17 protein-coding genes and 1 tRNA gene are annotated in these 15908 nt (G+C 71.9%); 9 read left to right on the top strand and 9 right to left on the bottom strand.

From position 1 onward, the window contains the following. Positions 1-167: 167 nt before the first annotated feature. Positions 168-956, bottom strand: coding sequence for a hypothetical protein (locus tag KME75_RS05600; protein WP_219413453.1), 789 nt, complete (start codon positions 954-956; stop codon positions 168-170). Further along, positions 956-2584: a plasmid pRiA4b ORF-3 family protein gene (locus KME75_RS05595; protein WP_219413452.1), complete on the bottom strand. Its 1629-nt coding sequence runs from the start codon at positions 2582-2584 to the stop codon at positions 956-958. Before KME75_RS05595 ends, KME75_RS05600 begins: the two co-directional genes overlap by 1 nt. 249 nt (positions 2585-2833) lie before the next feature. Between KME75_RS05595 and KME75_RS05590 the strand changes: the two genes are divergently transcribed. After that, the gene (locus KME75_RS05590) at positions 2834-3694 is read left to right on the top strand and encodes a hypothetical protein (protein ID WP_219413451.1); all 861 of its coding nucleotides are present in this window, start codon (positions 2834-2836) and stop codon (positions 3692-3694) included. 166 nt (positions 3695-3860) lie between these two features. Here the strand turns inward: KME75_RS05590 and KME75_RS05585 are convergent, their stop codons facing one another. The 5 genes from KME75_RS05585 to KME75_RS05565 form a co-directional block, all read right to left on the bottom strand. After that, a complete protein-coding gene (locus tag KME75_RS05585; protein ID WP_219413450.1) occupies positions 3861-4178 on the bottom strand; it encodes a helix-turn-helix domain-containing protein in 318 nt (105 codons plus the stop codon). Continuing rightward, the gene (locus tag KME75_RS42650; protein WP_308282577.1) at positions 4175-4537 is read right to left on the bottom strand and encodes a type II toxin-antitoxin system RelE/ParE family toxin; all 363 of its coding nucleotides are present in this window, start codon (positions 4535-4537) and stop codon (positions 4175-4177) included. The genes KME75_RS05585 and KME75_RS42650 overlap by 4 nt, the downstream gene beginning before the upstream one ends. A gap of 86 nt (positions 4538-4623) precedes the next feature. Then, positions 4624-5637: a tyrosine-type recombinase/integrase gene (locus KME75_RS05575; protein WP_219413448.1), complete on the bottom strand. Its 1014-nt coding sequence runs from the start codon at positions 5635-5637 to the stop codon at positions 4624-4626. Further along, a complete protein-coding gene (locus KME75_RS05570; protein WP_219413447.1) occupies positions 5627-6124 on the bottom strand; it encodes a hypothetical protein in 498 nt (165 codons plus the stop codon). The genes KME75_RS05575 and KME75_RS05570 overlap by 11 nt, the downstream gene beginning before the upstream one ends. Before the next feature lie 150 nt (positions 6125-6274). After that, positions 6275-6361, bottom strand: a tRNA-Leu gene (locus KME75_RS05565). 72 nt (positions 6362-6433) lie between these two features. On the opposite strand from KME75_RS05565, the gene KME75_RS05560 reads away from it, so the two are divergent. Next, positions 6434-7750, top strand: coding sequence for a M20/M25/M40 family metallo-hydrolase (locus KME75_RS05560; RefSeq protein ID WP_219413446.1), 1317 nt, complete (start codon positions 6434-6436; stop codon positions 7748-7750). Beyond that, positions 7750-8511: an SDR family oxidoreductase gene (locus tag KME75_RS05555; protein WP_219413445.1), complete on the top strand. Its 762-nt coding sequence runs from the start codon at positions 7750-7752 to the stop codon at positions 8509-8511. The genes KME75_RS05560 and KME75_RS05555 overlap by 1 nt, the downstream gene beginning before the upstream one ends. Before the next feature lie 16 nt (positions 8512-8527). Here the strand turns inward: KME75_RS05555 and KME75_RS05550 are convergent, their stop codons facing one another. Together KME75_RS05550 and KME75_RS05545 are read right to left on the bottom strand one after the other, a co-directional pair. Then, positions 8528-8767 carry a DUF5703 family protein gene (locus KME75_RS05550; RefSeq protein WP_219413444.1) on the bottom strand — a complete coding sequence of 80 codons (240 nt, stop codon included), beginning with the start codon at positions 8765-8767 and terminating at the stop codon, positions 8528-8530. A gap of 110 nt (positions 8768-8877) precedes the next feature. Beyond that, positions 8878-9822 (bottom strand): aldo/keto reductase, encoded by a 945-nt coding sequence (locus tag KME75_RS05545; protein WP_219413443.1) that lies wholly within the window; start codon positions 9820-9822, stop codon positions 8878-8880. A 50-nt stretch (positions 9823-9872) separates the two neighbouring features. Here KME75_RS05545 and KME75_RS05540 point away from each other — a divergent pair, with 50 nt between their 5' ends. From KME75_RS05540 to arfA, 6 genes are all read left to right on the top strand, one after another. Then, positions 9873-10694 carry an undecaprenyl-diphosphate phosphatase gene (locus tag KME75_RS05540; RefSeq protein ID WP_219413442.1) on the top strand — a complete coding sequence of 274 codons (822 nt, stop codon included), beginning with the start codon at positions 9873-9875 and terminating at the stop codon, positions 10692-10694. Positions 10695-10823: 129 nt separating this feature from the next. Beyond that, positions 10824-12011, top strand: a complete 1188-nt coding sequence (locus tag KME75_RS05535) for a Fic family protein (RefSeq protein ID WP_219413441.1) — start codon at positions 10824-10826, stop codon at positions 12009-12011. A 38-nt stretch (positions 12012-12049) separates the two neighbouring features. After that, positions 12050-12754 carry a histidine phosphatase family protein gene (locus tag KME75_RS05530; protein ID WP_219413440.1) on the top strand — a complete coding sequence of 235 codons (705 nt, stop codon included), beginning with the start codon at positions 12050-12052 and terminating at the stop codon, positions 12752-12754. Between the two features lie 51 nt (positions 12755-12805). Further along, positions 12806-13372, top strand: a complete 567-nt coding sequence (locus KME75_RS05525; RefSeq protein WP_219413439.1) for a DUF3090 domain-containing protein — start codon at positions 12806-12808, stop codon at positions 13370-13372. Positions 13373-13382: 10 nt separating this feature from the next. After that, complete coding sequence (locus KME75_RS05520) at positions 13383-14177, top strand: SCO1664 family protein (RefSeq protein ID WP_219413438.1); 795 nt, start codon at positions 13383-13385, stop codon at positions 14175-14177. A 130-nt stretch (positions 14178-14307) separates the two neighbouring features. Then, complete coding sequence (gene arfA, locus KME75_RS05515; protein WP_219413437.1) at positions 14308-15822, top strand: arabinosylfuranosidase ArfA; 1515 nt, start codon at positions 14308-14310, stop codon at positions 15820-15822. Positions 15823-15908: the final 86 nt, after the last annotated feature.

Raw genomic sequence — 15908 nt, 5'->3', positions numbered from 1 at the left:
CTGTTCTTTCCGCAGCCAGACCGTAGTGGCAAGCCGAAGGATTCCCGCGACGACCGGCTCCAGGTCGTGATCGGCGTGGCCGCGACCCGGGCCGGGATCCCGGTGCGGGTTTGTGCTCCGGTCAACACCCGTTGACGTTGCGGCCGCCTCGTTCAGGCGGGGCGCAGTCAGAACAACGTCGCGGGCGTGAGGCTGCTCTCGGTCTCCAGAATCGGCGCCCAGCGGCGGATTGAGGCGTCCGGATCGATCCGGGCCAGGCGGACGGCTTCGGCGGGGTCGATCCGGTCGGCCATGACGTGCAGCGCCAGCTTACGGACCTGTGCGCGCCCGCTTGTCAGGCCGAGGTCGATTGCGGCCTGGAGGTCGGGGTGGGTCAGCGAGTCCGCCGCGTCGAGGGCGCCCGCGAGAACGGCTGGGCCGCGCCGGGAGTCGAGTGACGCGGCCCGGCTGCGCAGCCGGTCGACGGTGGTCCGCTTGCGGCATAGCAGGTGTCCCGCGGCCCAGCGCAGCAACGGCGGCTCGGCGGGTGAGCGCTGATGGTCGATGAGCCGGTCGCGGTCGGTGCCGCGGCCGACGACGTGGCCGCTTGCCGGGTCGATCGACATCCATCCCAGCCCGAGCCAGGACAGGGGATGGCGGACCGACGGTTGATCCGCCCACAGCAGCCGGTCCGCGAGCGCGTCGAGCGCGTCGTCGTCGAGGATGCCGGCGGCGCAGATGTCGGCGATGAGTTTCGCCGTGCACCGGTTCCACCGCCATTCGGTGCACAGCAGCACGGCGGTGTCGACGGCGCCGACCGGATCCTCCCGGTGATGGAGCACGAACAGTTCGACCGCCTCCTGGTGCCGGGTGCTGCGTCCGCTCACTTGGCGCGTGACCAGGAGTCGGTGCAGGTCCGCGACGGATGCGGCGGCCCGGAGCTCGGCGAGGTCGTCGGCGGCGACGTCATCGTCCATCAACGGTCCGCCCCGTACCGGGCCAGCCGTCGATTGATGCCCTCGAGGTCGAACGCGACGCAGGCGGCGCCGCCGATCCAGTCCTCGACGGGAGCGTCGCCCCGGCCGGTGACGCAGACGGGAACTGCCGCGCCCGCGGGGGGATCGAGGATTGTCTCGCACCGCACGGTGTGGTCCCAGCAGTCCCCGAAGTCGTAGCGATAGGTGATCGTGTCGGTGGCGGCGAAAGCGGCACTCAGCCGCAGCCGTTCCTCGTCGCCGAGGTCTGGCGTGTAGGAGGGATCGCCGTAGCGGTTGCGGCCGACGGTGAACGCATGCAGGTGGTCATCGTCCCAGTTCATGACGATCTGGATCACCCGGTGCAGCAGGCTGAGGGGGGCGGCCGCGGGCAGCAGTACGCGGCGCCATACGGGAGGCCGCATGCGGTCCAGGGAGATCTTGAGCTGGACGGTTCGTGTGCTCGTCGGGGTGACGCCGGTGGCGAGGAACGCGGTGATGCCGGCAGCCAGTTCGGAGGCCGCGGGGTGGCCGGTGCGCTCGACGACCCGTAGCCGGGAGTCGATGCCGTCGCCCGGCAGGCACTCGTCAAGCCAGGAGTGCGCTTCGTCAGGGCCTTCGCGTCGCAGGGCGGCGGCCGCGTACTCGACGGCGAGCCAGGCCGCGTCCGGCTCGTTGGGCACCGAGCGGTGCCGGGTCCGGACGTGCGGGCCGAGGGTCTGGTCCGTGGCCGCAGCCGCCCAGGCTGGGTCGGCGGGCGGCCCGAGGGCGTCGACGAGCTCTACCGCGGCGACTCGCTGGTCCGCAGGTGCGGTGGCGGCGGCGGCGAGAAGGTCGTGCGCGGCCGCCAGCGGATCCCGGGCCGCGAGCCAGGGCTGTGCCGCTCGCCACTGCTCGTCCGGCTCGACCTCCGCGAGCCGCGCGATCAGCTCGCCTACCGTGAGCTCGCTGCTGATCGGGCGGGGCGCCCGGGCCAGCAGCTCGTCCAGCCCCCAGCGGCCCAGCGGGGTCAGCGCCGCTCCGGCGTGGCCGAGCTGCACGGCACCGAGCTCGGCCAGGCAGTCCAGGGTTTTGGGGATGGGGCTGGTCAGGTGGTACCAGCCGGCGAAGAACCGGAACACCGCCTCCGAGTGCTCCTCGGCGACGGCCTCGCGGCCGAACCTGCGCAACTCGTCAGGCGCGGCTTCCGGGTCCGCGGCGAGCTTGGTGAGGAGCACACGAGCGCAGATGGTCGCTTCGGCTTCGTCCACGTCGGGGGCCGTCGCGGCGAGCGCTGCGGGCAGCGCGGCCAGCCACATCCCACGGACGGTCTCGTCGTCCGCGTCGGGCCAGCTGACGAGGGCGGGGCCGGGCCGGGCGTGGCTGTCGACGATGTCCAGAAATCCGACGGTCATGGCGATCCGCCACGGGCGATGCAGGGCGACGACATCGCCTGCCGTGCGCACCCGCGCAGGGGCCGCGATACCCAAGGCCCGGGCGGCAGCCGACACGTCCGCTGGACGAAGGACGTGTCGTGGCGTGACGCGGCGACCCTCGCCCACCCAGATGGCCAGACGATGCGCCGCGCGGAACGCGGCGCACTCGCGTGCCGCGGCGGTGACCTCGATGGCGGACGCGGGGAGAGAAACCACGGGGCGCACGTTAGCCGCCCCCGTAAGCGAATCCTGGGGCGGCACCGTGGGGAAGATCCACGACTCGTCGATACATGTCGATGCGCTCGATCACGTCCCGACCGCGTCTCGGCGAGCTGGACCCGCAACGTCCGCACGATGCTGCCGTTGCGAGCTCGCCGCAGCCCGCGATGCGCTCGGCGAGTCCTGCGGACAGTCGCGCCGTTGCGATCGGGTTGCTCGTCGATCTGGAGGTCGATACGTGCTGGCATGCTCGCCGACGTGGAGGACAGGGACTCTGACTCGGATGGTGATGAGTTCACGCGCCAGGAGGAGGCGGTCTTGGTGGAGAGAGTGCTTCGCCACCAAGCCGGAATCGATCCTCGTCACCTCGGGCAGGTGCTGGACCTCGCCGCGGTCGGGATCGTCAACAGCGCGTGGCGCAACAGCCCGGTCGAGGACTGGCACGCCGCGGACGGTCCGCTGACCGACGGGGCGATGTTGCGCATCAATGCGCACACCACGTGGCGCATCCGGGAGATCATGAGGCGCTGGCGCGCCGAGACCGGCCTCACGCCCGACGCGCCAACCGCGACGCTCGATGATCTCGATGTCGAGGCGACGGATCGACTCGCTGTGCGGATCTGGCGTTGGCTGGTGAATCCGGGACGTCGACTCCCGATCGGCACCACGCTCGCCGAGCTGGCCGGTGCCGGCCTCGACGAGTTCTCCGACCACGTGGACGCCACGCTCGGGTTGTTCGCCGCCACGGCGGAGCACCGGGGCGGCCGCTACGCGTCGTGGCGGGCTTCCGCACATGGTGGACTGGCGTGTCCGCACTGGTGGGGCACACCCACGTGGCCGCAGCTCGTCGACACGTTGCTGTGGGTGCTCGATGATCCGGTTCATGCGCATTGGGGGGCAGACGGCGATCGGCGGGCGCGGTTGCCGCCGGAACCGGCCCAGGTGATGGATCGGACTGGTTTGAGGCGAGTCCTGATGTACCGACCATGGTCGCTCGATCCTGAGTCAGCCGATTGGCTTGTCTGGGCTGGGATCGGTTACCTGCGCGCGCCTCGGCCAGCCCTTCCTGCCGAGATCGACGACGCCTCTGCAACAGACTTCGTGTAGTCGCCGCGTGCGAAGGGCGCCGGGGCGGAGATCTGGCTTGCCTGCGGGACCTCGTCCGTTTTCCTGCGACCGCCACCCCGCGTTGATGACCCACCCGGACGGCGTCGAACCGGGGTGGCAGGCAGTGCGAACTCGCAGCTTCGGTGACCTCGGGTTCATGCCGGGTTCATGCGATGGCTGTGATATCGCCGTCGTCGAAGTAGATCGCCTGGTGCAGTCGTCCGCCGAGCGCGGCGGCGTAGCGAGCGAGGACGTCGTGTCCGGAGACCTTGCCCTGTTCGATCTGGGACACACGGCCCTTGGTGACACCCATCTTGTCGGCGACCTGCTGCTGGGTCATGCTGCGCGCCCGACGGATGTCGGCGAGGCGATGACCGATCACTTCGGCGATCAGCTCGCGCTTGCCGGCTTCGACGGCGGCCTCGCCGCCAGCCCGTTCGACGTGCTCGGTGCGGATGTCGTTCCAGCTCACGAAGTTGTTCATCGCTGTTCCTCCTCCTGAGTGCGTTCCTTGAGGTAGCGCTCGTACCGCTGCTCGGCCAGCGGTATCGCGTCGCGGTACCAGGTGTTCCAGTGGCCCGCCTTGTCCCCGGCGACGAGGAGGATGCTCGAGCGCCAGGGGTCGAACGCGAACAAGATCCGCACGGTGCCGGGTCTGAGCTCTTTGAGGTTGGCGATCGAGGAGCCGTGGATCGTGTCGACGAGTGGACGGCCGAGGCCGGGCCCGGCCTCGGCGAGGGTGTCGATGGCGTGGACCACCCGCGTGTGGGTGGCGCCGTCGAGGCGATCGAGCCAGTCGCGGACCTCGTTGGCGATGTAGATCTGCCACCCACCTACGTCCACACCGGCAGTATAGCGGTAGGTATACACCCCGGCAGGATCTCTTCCGCCCGCTCGTTCCCCGGTTGCGGAATGACCGTGACCTCTGTTCATGGCCGTGTCAGTGCGTGCGGTTGGCCGGTCATGGCCGACAAGGCGGTGGCGACGGCTTGGAGGTCGGCCTTGATATAGGTGGTCGTCGCCGCGCCGGTGCTGTCGGTGTGGCCGGCATATGCGCGGGCGATGCCGTAGCCGTAGTGGCGTTCGACCCAGGTCAGGGTGGTGTGGCGGAGCCAGTGGGTGGAGATGCCCTGTGCGGAGACCCAGGGGAGTTGTTGGCCGAGGCGGGTCCAGAGGTGGTCGTAGCGGCGGCTGGTCAGTGCGCGGCCCTCGCGGTAGCGGAGCAGGGCGTCGGTGGGCAGGATCGCGCCACGGCAGGCGGCATGCTCGGCCAGGCTCGCCGCGAGGGCCGGGCTGACCGGTTGCCACCGGGTGGTGCTGCCTTTCTCGTGGAGCTGGATCAGGCAGTTGTCGGTGTCGAGGTCGGCGAGGCGGAGGGCAAGCGCGCCGCCGCGGCGGCACGCGGTTTCGGTGTGCAGCCGCAGCAGCAACGCGTCGAGGACGACGTCGTTGCCGCTGGTGCGGGCGGCGGTGTTGATCTGGTCGAGCTCGTGGGCGGTCAGGGCCCTACGGGCGCTCGGGAGTCGGCGCGGCTTGGCGACGCGGTGCGCCGGGCTCGCGCCCCGCTCGATGAGCCCGTCGGCGATGGCCCTGTTGTAGATGGCGCGGGCGGCGGCGATCACGTGCTCGCCGGCGTGCCGGCCGTGGCGGCTGTTGCGCCGCGACCGCGCGGTCGCGGCCATCTGGTGCTGCATGGCCTCGATGTCGCTGGCCGAGATCTGGTCCAGCGGCCTGGTGCCCCAGACGGCCGCCATTCTGATCCAGTAGCTGCCGTAGGTACGGTTCGCGCCAGGTCCAGCTGCCGCGATAACGCAGGGCAGGTAGTCGGCCAGCGTCGGCACGACAGCGGCCGGCGTCTCGCCGTCGCGCAGGTCGGCGAGGGTGACCCCGAGCTGGGCCAGGAGATCGCGCGCGATCGCGATCCGAGACGGGTCAGCGGCCATCGCGGGTACCGATCACCGTGGCATAGTGCCCGGCCAGCAGCCGAGCCACGGTCGCAGCGGGGTGGACGAGGAGAATCTGCTCGTGTGCAGCCGCGACGAGGACGACCGGCGGGCCGATCGTGATGCCGCACATCCGGCGCGCCGCGGCCGGTAGGGCCAGCGCTCCTCGGCCGTCGACGCGGTACCGGCCGCCGGGAACGGAGGTGACGGCGATCACGCCGCTGCCCGTGTCCAGCTCCAGCTCGTGGCCCGGCTCCCAACCCAGTGCATGGAGCAGCGCCCGTTCGTGGACGCGACCGGAACGATCGACACGTGCGGTGCCGACGAGGAGGGTGTCCGGATCGTCGAGGCTGGGCAGGTCCGGTGCGGGCAGAGACGGCAGCGAAACCGGCCGAGGCGTCGGCCGCGGGGCGGTGACGTCGGGCAGGACGGCGGCGATCAGCTGCTCATGGGTGCCGAGATGCGGTTCGTGGGCGCGGATGCTCATCGAGCGATCCTCGTGCCGCGCTGTAGGTCTCGATCACGATCACCTCTGCGCGGGTGCCGCCTGATCGGGTTTGATGCCCAGGGACGCCACGGTGACCGCATCCGGGAGCCCCGGCGAGCTGTCACACGGCTGGTGACGTTCCACCACAACTGGTGTCCGAGGGGGGACTTGAACCCCCACCCCCTACACGGGGACTAGCACCTCAAGCTAGCGCGTCTGCCATTCCGCCACTCGGACTTGCTGGAACGAGGATAGCCGACGCCTTCCGGGCCGCCGCGCGGGGTACCGGGTGATGGTAGGAAGGCCCGCGTGACCCGCGTAGAAGCAGCCGAGGACGAGGTCGTCGAGCTGGCCTCCGAGCTCATCCGGATCGACACCACCAACACCGGCGACCCCGAGACGGTGACGGGCGAGCGGGAGGCCGCGGCCTTCGTCGCGGCGAAGCTCTCCGAGGTCGGCTACGAGGTCGAGGTGGTCGAGTCGGGGGCGCCGCGGCGGGAGAACGTGGTCTGTCGGCTGAAGGGGGCCGACCCGGAACGCGGTGCGCTGCTCGTGCACGGCCACCTCGACGTCGTGCCGGCCGATCCGACGGAGTGGTCGGTGCACCCGTTCTCGGGTGCGGTGCAGGACGGCTACGTGTGGGGCCGGGGCGCGGTCGACATGAAGGACATGGTCGCGATGACGATCGCGGTCGCCCGCCGCTTCAAGCGCGACGGGGTGGTGCCGCCGCGCGACATCGTGTTCGCGTTCGTCGCCGACGAGGAGGCGGGCGGCAAGTACGGGGCGCAGTGGCTGGTGCAGCACCGGCCGGATCTCTTCGAGGGCTGCACGGAGGCCGTCGGCGAGGTCGGCGGGTTCTCCCTCACGGTCGGCGAGGACGAGCGCGTCTACCTGATCGAGGCCGCCGAGAAGGGGATCGCCTGGATGCGGCTGCGGGCGCGCGGGCGTCCCGGGCACGGGTCGTTCCTGCACGACGACAACGCCGTGACGAAGGTCGCGGAGGCCGTGGCGCGGCTGGGCAACCACACGTTCCCGATGGTGGTCACCGACACCGTGCGCGCGTTCATCGAGCGGATGCGGGAGCTGACGGGGCTGGAGTTCCCGGAGGAGGACCTCGAGGGCGCGCTGCGCAAGCTCGGGCCGCTGTCGCGGATCATCGGGGCGACCGTGCGCGACACGGCGAACCCCACCATGCTCTCGGCCGGCTACAAGGCGAATGTCATCCCGTCCTCGGCCGAGGCGGTCGTCGACTGCCGGGTGCTGCCGGGCCGGGAGGAGGCGTTCCTGCGCGAGGTCGACGAGCTCATCGGGCCGGACGTGGAACGGGAGTGGGTCACCCACCTGCCCGCCGTCGAGACGCCGTTCGAGGCCGACATCACCGACGCGATGCTCGCCGCGCTGCGCGAGGAGGACCCGACCGCGCACACCGTCCCCTACATGCTGTCCGGGGGCACCGACGCCAAGTCGTTCGCCGAGCTGGGGATGCGCTGCTACGGCTTCGCGCCGCTGCGGCTGCCCCCGGACCTCGACTTCGCCTCGCTGTTCCACGGCATCGACGAGCGGGTGCCGGTCGACGCGCTGAAGTTCGGCACCCGGGTGCTCGATCGCTTCCTCAGGAGCTGCTGATGAGCCGTGCGGTGCTCGTGACGGGTGGAGCGTCCGGGATCGGGGCCGCGGCGGTGCGCAGGCTCGCCGCGGCGGGTGGGCGCGTCGCCGTCGCCGACCGGGACGAGGCGGGCGCCCGTGCCCTCGCCGACGAGGTTGGCGGCCTGGCCCTGCCGGGCGACGCGGCCGACCCGGGGACGATGCCGCGGGCCGTCGCCGCGGCCGAGGAGGCGTTCGGCAGGCTCGACACGGTGCTGCTCAACGCGGGTGTCACCGCGGGGCAGTCGGGCGTGGAGGACCTCGACCTGGACGGCTACCGCCGGATCATGGGTGTGAACGTCGACCACGTCGTGTTCGGGCTCACGGCGGCGGTGCCCGCGCTGCGCCGCGCGGGCGGTGGGAACATCGTGGCCACCGCCTCGCTGGCGGGCCTGATCGGGATGCCGGGCGACGCGCTCTACACGCTGAGCAAGCACGCCGTGGTCGGGTACGTACGGGCCGCCGCGCCGACGCTGGCGCTCGAGGGCATCCGCGTCAACGCCGTGTGCCCCGGCTTCGCCGACACCCCGCTCATCGCGCGGGCCAAGGCGCAGTTCGGCGACTTCCCGCTGCTCACGGCGGATGCCGTCGTCGACGGGATCGAGGCGATCCTCGAGCGCGGCGAGCCGGGGGAGTGCTGGTTCGTCCAGCCCGGGCGGGAGCCCGGCCCCTACGGCTTCCGGGGGGTGCCGGGGCCGAAGGGCAGCACACCGCCGCCCGGGGTGTCCTGGTCCGACCACTGAGGCCGGCCGTGCACGGCTAGACCGAGAGCTCGGGGAGCATGTGCGAGGTGCGGCGCCTGCGCAGCCACACCTTGCGGACACCGCCGGGGTAGAGCCGCACCCGGGAAAGCTCCCACCCACCGAACTCGGCCTGGATCGCCAGGCGTACCGCCGCGGTCATCCGGGACACGTCCCCGGGCAGCTGGACCGGGCGGTACTCCCAATCCCCGTCGACCGAATCCCCCTCGACCGCGCCGGTCGGGCCGCTCGACTTCACCGGCTCACCTCCCGCCAGCTCGACTGCAGCACCCGGCGCGCGCGTGAACACCGGGTGGAATCCCCACACGATAGGCGCGCCACGAATGGCGTGCCAGGTCGGCGACGCGTTCAGGTCGTGGCACTCACGTCGTCCAGCGCGGCCCGGATCTCGGCGGGCAGCACCACCGAGTCCGCGGCGGTCGACGCCGCGAGCTGGGCGGAGTCCCGCGCCCCGACGACGGCGGCGGCCACGCCGGGCCGGTCCCGCACCCATGCCAGCGCGACGGAGAGGGGGGAGGTGCCCAGCCCGTCGGCCGCGGTGAGTACGGCCTGCACGATCCGCGCGGAGCGTTCGTTGCGGCGTGCCTCGACGTACGAGGCGAGCGCGGCGGAGGCCGCGCGGGAGTCGGCGGGGGTGCCGCCGGCGTACTTGCCGGTGAGCACGCCGCGCCCGAGCGGGGCCCAGGCCAGCAGCCCGACGCCGTGGTGGGTGGCCGCGGGCAGCAGCTCCTTCTCGACGTCCCTGGCCAGCAGCGAGTACTCCACCTGCGCCGAGATCGGGACGGTGATGTTGCCCACCACGCGGGCGCGTTCGGCCACGGTGGCGAGCTGCCAGCCCTGCGGCGCGACGAGCCCGGCGTAGCGCGCCTTGCCGGCCAGCACGGCGACCTGCACGGCGGACAGCGTCTCGTCCAGCGGAACGGTGGCGTCGAAGCCGGGGAGCTGCCACAGGTCGAGGTGGTCGACGCCGAGTCGCTTCAGTGTGGCGTCGAGGCCCGCGAGCAGCGCGCCGCGGGCGGCGCCGTCGCCGAGCGGGCCGCCGGGCAGGGTGCCGCGTCCGGCGATCACGAGGTCCTCGCGCGGCACCGTGGTCGCGAGCACCTCGCCGAGGACCTCCTGGGCGGCGCCGTCGCCGTAGCCGTCAGCGGTCTCCACGAGGGTGCCTCCGGCGTCGACGAACGTCGTGAGCTGGGCGGTTGCGCCCTCGACGTCGGTGTCCGCGCCCCACGTCATGGTGCCGATCCCGATCTGCGACACCTCCAGACCGCTCGTTCCGACCCGTCGCCGCCGCACGCCGCCGAGCCTAAGCCGGGCCCCTCCGGCCCCCTCGATACGGTCCCGCCGTGACTTGGCTCGAAGTGCTCGTTCTGGGTGTCGTGCAGGGGTTGACGGAGTTCCTGCCGATCTCGTCCTCCGCCCACCTCCGGATCACCTCGGAGGTCTTCTTCGGCCGCGACGCGGGCGCCGCGTTCACCGCGGTCACCCAGCTCGGCACCGAGGCCGCAGTGATCGTCTACTTCGCCCGGGACATCGGCCACCTGATCGCGACCTGGTTCCGCGGCTTCCGCGACGCGGCCGTGCGTGCGACCCCGGACTACCGGATCGCCTGGCTGGTGATCATCGGCACGATCCCGATCGGGGTGCTCGGGCTGCTGTTCGAGGACCAGATCCAGACCGCGGCCCGCAACCTCTGGCTGATCGCGACCACGCTCGTCGCGTTCGGGCTGCTGCTCGGGCTCGCCGAGCGGGTGGGCAGGCAGCGCATCGAGCTGCATCAGATGAAGCCGATGGACGGGATCCTGCTCGGCTTCGCCCAGGCGATGGCCCTGATCCCGGGGGTCTCCCGGTCCGGCGGGACGATCACCGCGGGGCTGTTCCTCGGGTTCACCCGGCCCGCCGCGGTGCGCTACTCGTTCCTGCTCGCGATCCCGGCGGTCGTCGCGTCGGGCATCTTCCAGATCCCCGACGTCTTCGCCGGTGACGGCCCGAGCGGGCTGCAGATGATCGTGGCGACGCTGATCGCGTTCGCCATCGGCTACGCCGCGATCGCGTGGCTGCTGCGCTACGTCGAGCGGCACAGCGTCTACGTCTTCGTCTGGTACCGCATCGCGCTGGGTGCGCTGCTGTTCCTGGCACTGGGCGTGGGCTGGATCTCCGCGACCTGAGGTGGCGCGGCCGGGAGCGCGACTGTTTCATCCCACAACGGCGTGGGTCTTCCTCGCTTCATTCCAACGGAAGTGGGTCGCGCAGGCATTCATTCCAACTGAGGGGCCCTTGTCTTGTAGCGTGGGGTTGTGGATCCAACTGAGTTCCAGGCCCCGGCCTTCGGGAACGCCACGCGCCGGCCAGGGGATCCTCACGGCTTCTGGTTCTTCCACCCGGCCCCGATCCCGCGCGAACTCCCGCTGGACGCCGCGACGATCCTGGCGCTCTCGGAGGCCGACGCCGCGCTGGGGCACCTCGAGGGGCTGGGGCACCTGATCACCGATCCACAGCTCCTGGTCGGCCCGTATGTATCTCGTGAGGCGTTGGCGAGCTCGCGGATCGAGGGGACGCGTGCATCGCTGGCAGAGGTGTTGCAGGCAGGTGCAGGCGATGGCGAGGAGTCGCGCACGGAGGACGTCGCGGAGGTCGAGCGATACATCGCGGCGACCTACCGCGGACTCGATCTCATCCGAACGCTGCCGATCACGCAGCGCCTCGTCCTCGACGTCCATCACGTGCTGCTGTCCGGCTTGCGCGGTCAGGACCGCCTGCCGGGGCAATTACGGCGGGGTCCGGTGTGGGTGGGTTCGCCGACCGACAGTCCGGACACCGCCGTCTACGTTCCGCCGATTCCCGAGCTGTTGGGTGATCTCCTGCAGGACTGGGAACGGTTCGTCAACGAGCCGGGCCGCATGCCTGTGCTCGTCCGGTGCGCGCTGATGCACTACCAGTTCGAGACGATCCACCCCTTCCTTGATGGCAACGGGCGGATCGGGCGACTGCTCATCGGGTTGCTGCTGCATCAGGAGGGGCGGCTCACCCACCCGTTGCTGTACCTGTCCGGCTACCTGGAGAGCCGCCGCCGCGAGTACTACGAGCGGCTGCAGGCAGTCAGGGAGCGCGGCGAGATCCAGCAGTGGGTCCAGTTCTTCCTGACCGCGGTGCGAAGGCAGGCCACCGACGGTGTCGACCGTGCCACTGCCCTGGTTCGACTGCGCGAGCGGTATCTGGCGGAGGCCGCCCGCGCCCGGTCTCGGATCGGCGAGCTGATCAAGCTGCTGTTCGCCAATCCGTTCGTCACCGTGAAACGCGTCGAGGCCGACTTGACGTTGACGAACCAGGGCGCGCGGAACCTGATCCGCGATGCCGAGGCGCGAGGATGGCTGCAGGTGTTCGACGTGGTGGGGAGGGGAGGGCGCACCTACTGGGTCGCCCGCGACGTGTTCGACGTCATCGAGGCCCCGCCGGCCTGCCGCGCTGCAGGCCGCGACGGGTGATGTTCCCGCTCGACGGCGGGCCCGTAGGCTCGCCCGACGTGACCACCCTGATCCTGCTCCGCCACGGGCGGTCGGCCGCCAACGCCGGCGGCGTCCTCGCCGGGCGCACGCCGGGCGTCGAGCTCGACGACACGGGCCAGGCCCAGGCCCGGAAGGTGGTCGAGCGGCTCGTGGGCGTCCCGATCGCCGAGATCGTGTGCTCGCCCATGTTGCGCTGCGAGCAGACCGTGGCCCCGCTGGCCGCCGACCGCGGGCTCGACCCGGCCGGGGAGCCCGACCTCGCCGAGGTCGACTACGGCTCGTGGACCGGGGGTGAGCTCAAGAAGCTCGCCAAGGAGCCGCTGTGGAAGGTGGTGCAGGCGCACCCGTCCGCCGCGGTGTTCCCCGGTGGGGAGGGCCTCGCCGGGATGCAGGCCCGCGCGGTCGCCGCGGTCCGCAGGCACTCGGCGCGGATCGCGGATGCGCACGGGCCGCAGGCGGTCTGGCTGGCCTGCAGCCACGGTGACGTGATCAAGGCCCTGCTCGCCGACGCCCTCGCAACGCACCTGGACAACTTCCAGCGGATCGTCGTCGACCCCGGCTCGATCAGCGTGGTGCACTACACCGAGACGCGCCCGTTCGTCGCGCGCGTGAACGACCTGGGCGGCGACGTGGCCGGGTTGATCCCGCCGAAGCCGCGGCGCAGGCGCAGGGCGCCGGCGCGCAGCTCGGACGCGGTCGTCGGGGGCGATACGGGCTCGTAACGCCGAGCGGACGTGCTTCGACGGCCGGGAAGGCCTACTCTCGATATCGCCATGTCACGCGTCATCCATGTCTTCCGTCAGCCGGAGCGCTTCGTCGCCGGCACCGTCGGCGAGCCCGGCGACCGCTCCTTCTACCTCCAGGCCATCCAGGACGCCCGCACGATCAGCGTCCTGCTGGAGAAGCAGCAGGTCTCCGTGCTGGCCGATCGCATCAGCGCGCTGCTGCAGGAGGTGGCCCGCCGCTTCGGCTCCGACCTGCCGGAGGAGGCCGAGGGCACCGACCTGGATCCGCTCGCGGTGCCGCTCGAGGAGGAGTTCCGCGTCGGCACGATGGGCCTGGGCTGGGACGCCGACTCGCGCTCGATCGTGGTCGAGCTCCTCGCGGTCACCGAGGAGGAGATCGACGAGTCGGTCGTCCTCGACGACACCGAGGAGGGGCCCGACGCGCTGCGGGTGTTCCTCACCCCCACGCAGGCCAAGGCGTTCGCCGACCGGGCCGAGCGGGTCGTCTCCGCGGGCAGGCCGCCGTGTCCGCTGTGCGCCGCGCCGCTCGACTCCGGAGGCCACGTCTGCGCCCGGTTGAACGGCTACCGCGAGCGTTCCCCGGTCGGGGACTGATCCCGTACACGTGGACCCCCGCGACCCGGCCGTGCCGGCGCTGCTGCGCCACGGCCGCATCGAGATCACCGGCAGGCTCGTCGACGCGTCGAACGCCACGCTGTTCGGCACCGTGACGGCCGACGGGGCGCAGGTGCAGTGCGTCTACAAGCCAGTGCGCGGGGAGCGCCCGCTGTGGGACTTCCCCGACGGCACCCTCGCCGGGCGGGAGGTCGCGGCCTACCTGGTGTCCGAGGCGGCCGGCTTCCACGTCGTCCCGCCCACCGTGCTGCGCGACGGGCCGTTCGGGCCGGGGATGGTGCAGGTCTGGGTCGACACCGACGACGAGCGGGAGCTGGTCGACGTCTGCGCACCCGCCGACGTGCCGCCCGGCTGGCTCGGGGTGCTGCGCGCCCGCGGGTCCCGCGGCGAGCCCGCCGTGCTCGTGCACGCCGACGTCCCGCCGCTGCAGGCGATGGCCGCATTCGACATCGTCACGAACAACGCCGACCGCAAGGGTGGCCACGTCCTCGCCGGCCTCGACGGCAACGTCTACGGCGTCGACCACGGGCTGTGCCTCCACACCGAGGACAAGCTCCGGACGGTGCTGTGGGGCTGGGTCGGCAGGCCGCTGCCCGAGGACGTCGTCGAGGCGCTGAAGCGGCTGCGTTCCGAGCTCGACGACGGGCTGCCCGATGCGCTGAACGAGCACATCACCCTGCGGGAGATGCGGATGCTCACCGCGCGCGTCGACGCGCTGCTCGCCAACCCCTGCTACCCGGAGCCGTCCGGGTATGGGCCCGCCATCCCCTGGCCAGCCTTCTGAAGGGACCTGCGCGCGCACCTGAGTAAGCAGCTGTTGACGCTCAGTAGCCTGAGCACCACAATCGAGTGGCTGGATCACTCGGACGGGGTGCGGGTAGCCGGTCCGGGCTCGGGGGTGGGGGGAGCCGCTCGTGCACCGTGCCGTCGTCACCCTCGATCCCGCCTTCGCGGTCGCCCCGGTCCACCGCCGCACCTTCGGCTCGTTCGTCGAGCACCTCGGTCGCTGCGTCTACACCGGGATCCACGAACCGGACCATCCGAGCGCCGACGAGGACGGCTTCCGCGGTGACGTGCTGGCGCTGACGCGCGAGCTGGGCGTGTCCACCGTGCGCTACCCGGGCGGCAACTTCGTGTCCGGGTACCGGTGGGAGGACGGCGTCGGCCCGGTGGAGCAGCGCCCGCGCCGCCGCGACCTGGCCTGGCACTCCACGGAGCCGAACACCGTCGGCCTCGACGAGTTCGTGCGCTGGGCCGGCAAGGCCGGCGCCGAGCCCATGCTCGCCGTCAACCTGGGCACCCGGGGCATGGCCGACGCCCTGGACCTGCTCGAGTACGCGAACCTCCCGCCCGGCACCGCCCTCGCCGACCGACGGGTGGCGAACGGCGCGCGGGAGCCCTACGGCGTACGGATGTGGTGCCTGGGCAACGAGATGGACGGCCCGTGGCAGATCGGGCACAAGACCGCGGCCGAGTACGGCAGGCTCGCCGCCGAGACGGCCAGGGCGATGCGCAAGCTCGACCCGGACCTCGAGCTCGTCGTCTGCGGCAGCTCGCACTCCCGGATGCCGACGTTCGCCGAATGGGAGGCCACGGTCCTCGCGGAGGCCTATGACGACGTCGACTTCGTGTCGCTGCACGCCTACCACCACCCGGTGGACGGCGACGTCGGCAGCTTCCTCGCCGCGGCGGTGGACATGGACACGATGATCGACGCGGTGGTCGCCACGGCCGACCACGTCGGAGCGAAGCTGCGGTCCCGCAAGAAGATCATGCTGTCGTTCGACGAGTGGAACGTCTGGTACCAGGACCGGCACCGGGCCGCCGGTCTCCCGTCCGACTGGCCGGTGGCCCCTCGGCTGCTGGAGGACGTCTACGACGTCACCGACGCGGTCGTCGTCGGCAGCCTGCTGATCTCGCTGCTGCGCCACAGCGACCGGGTGACGGCGGCGGCCCAGGCGCAGCTGGTCAACGTCATCGCACCGATCCGCACCGAGCCCGGCGGGCCCGCGTGGCGGCAGACGATCTTCCACCCGTTCGCGCTCACGTCGCGGTACGCGCGCGGCGAGGTGCTGCGCGTGGAGCCGCGGGCCCCGGCCTACGAGACGGCCCGGTACGGCCCGGTCCCCGTGCTGGCCGCCGTCGGCACGTGGGACGCCGAGACGGGCGAGGCGGTGCTGTTCGCCGTCAACCGCGACCAGGCCGAACCGATCGTGCTGGACGTCGACCTGCGCGCGGTGCGCGTGTCGGCGGTGCTCGAGGCGGTGACGCTCGCCGACGCGGACCGCACGGCGCGCAACACCGCGGACCGGCCGGATCGGGTCGTGCCCCGGCCCAACGCCAGCGCCGACCTCGTCGACGGGCACCTGCGGATGGAGCTGCCGCCGGTGTCGTGGAGCATGCTGCGGCTCGGCCCCCGCCCCTCCTGACGCCGCGAGTCGCCCGGAATCCGCCCGCGAGTCGCCCGGGGCGGGACTGGGCGACTCGCGGGGCGGGACTGGGCGACTCGCGGGGC

Source organism: Pseudonocardia nigra (genome assembly GCF_019396355.1).
Lineage (GTDB): Bacteria > Actinomycetota > Actinomycetes > Mycobacteriales > Pseudonocardiaceae > Pseudonocardia > Pseudonocardia nigra.
Note: the sequence above shows the minus strand (reverse complement) of the source record. Positions and strands in the feature narration are given on the sequence as shown.

Coding starts and splice junctions, on each gene's coding strand:
- KME75_RS05600 (WP_219413453.1), bottom strand. CDS start 956: ATGGACGATGACGTCGCCGCCGACGACCTCGCCGAGCTCCGGGCCGCC.
- KME75_RS05590 (WP_219413451.1), top strand. CDS start 2,834: ATGCTCGCCGACGTGGAGGACAGGGACTCTGACTCGGATGGTGATGAG.
- KME75_RS05585 (WP_219413450.1), bottom strand. CDS start 4,178: ATGAACAACTTCGTGAGCTGGAACGACATCCGCACCGAGCACGTCGAA.
- KME75_RS05575 (WP_219413448.1), bottom strand. CDS start 5,637: ATGGCCGCTGACCCGTCTCGGATCGCGATCGCGCGCGATCTCCTGGCC.
- KME75_RS05570 (WP_219413447.1), bottom strand. CDS start 6,124: ATGAGCATCCGCGCCCACGAACCGCATCTCGGCACCCATGAGCAGCTG.
- KME75_RS05555 (WP_219413445.1), top strand. CDS start 7,750: ATGAGCCGTGCGGTGCTCGTGACGGGTGGAGCGTCCGGGATCGGGGCC.
- KME75_RS05525 (WP_219413439.1), top strand. CDS start 12,806: ATGTCACGCGTCATCCATGTCTTCCGTCAGCCGGAGCGCTTCGTCGCC.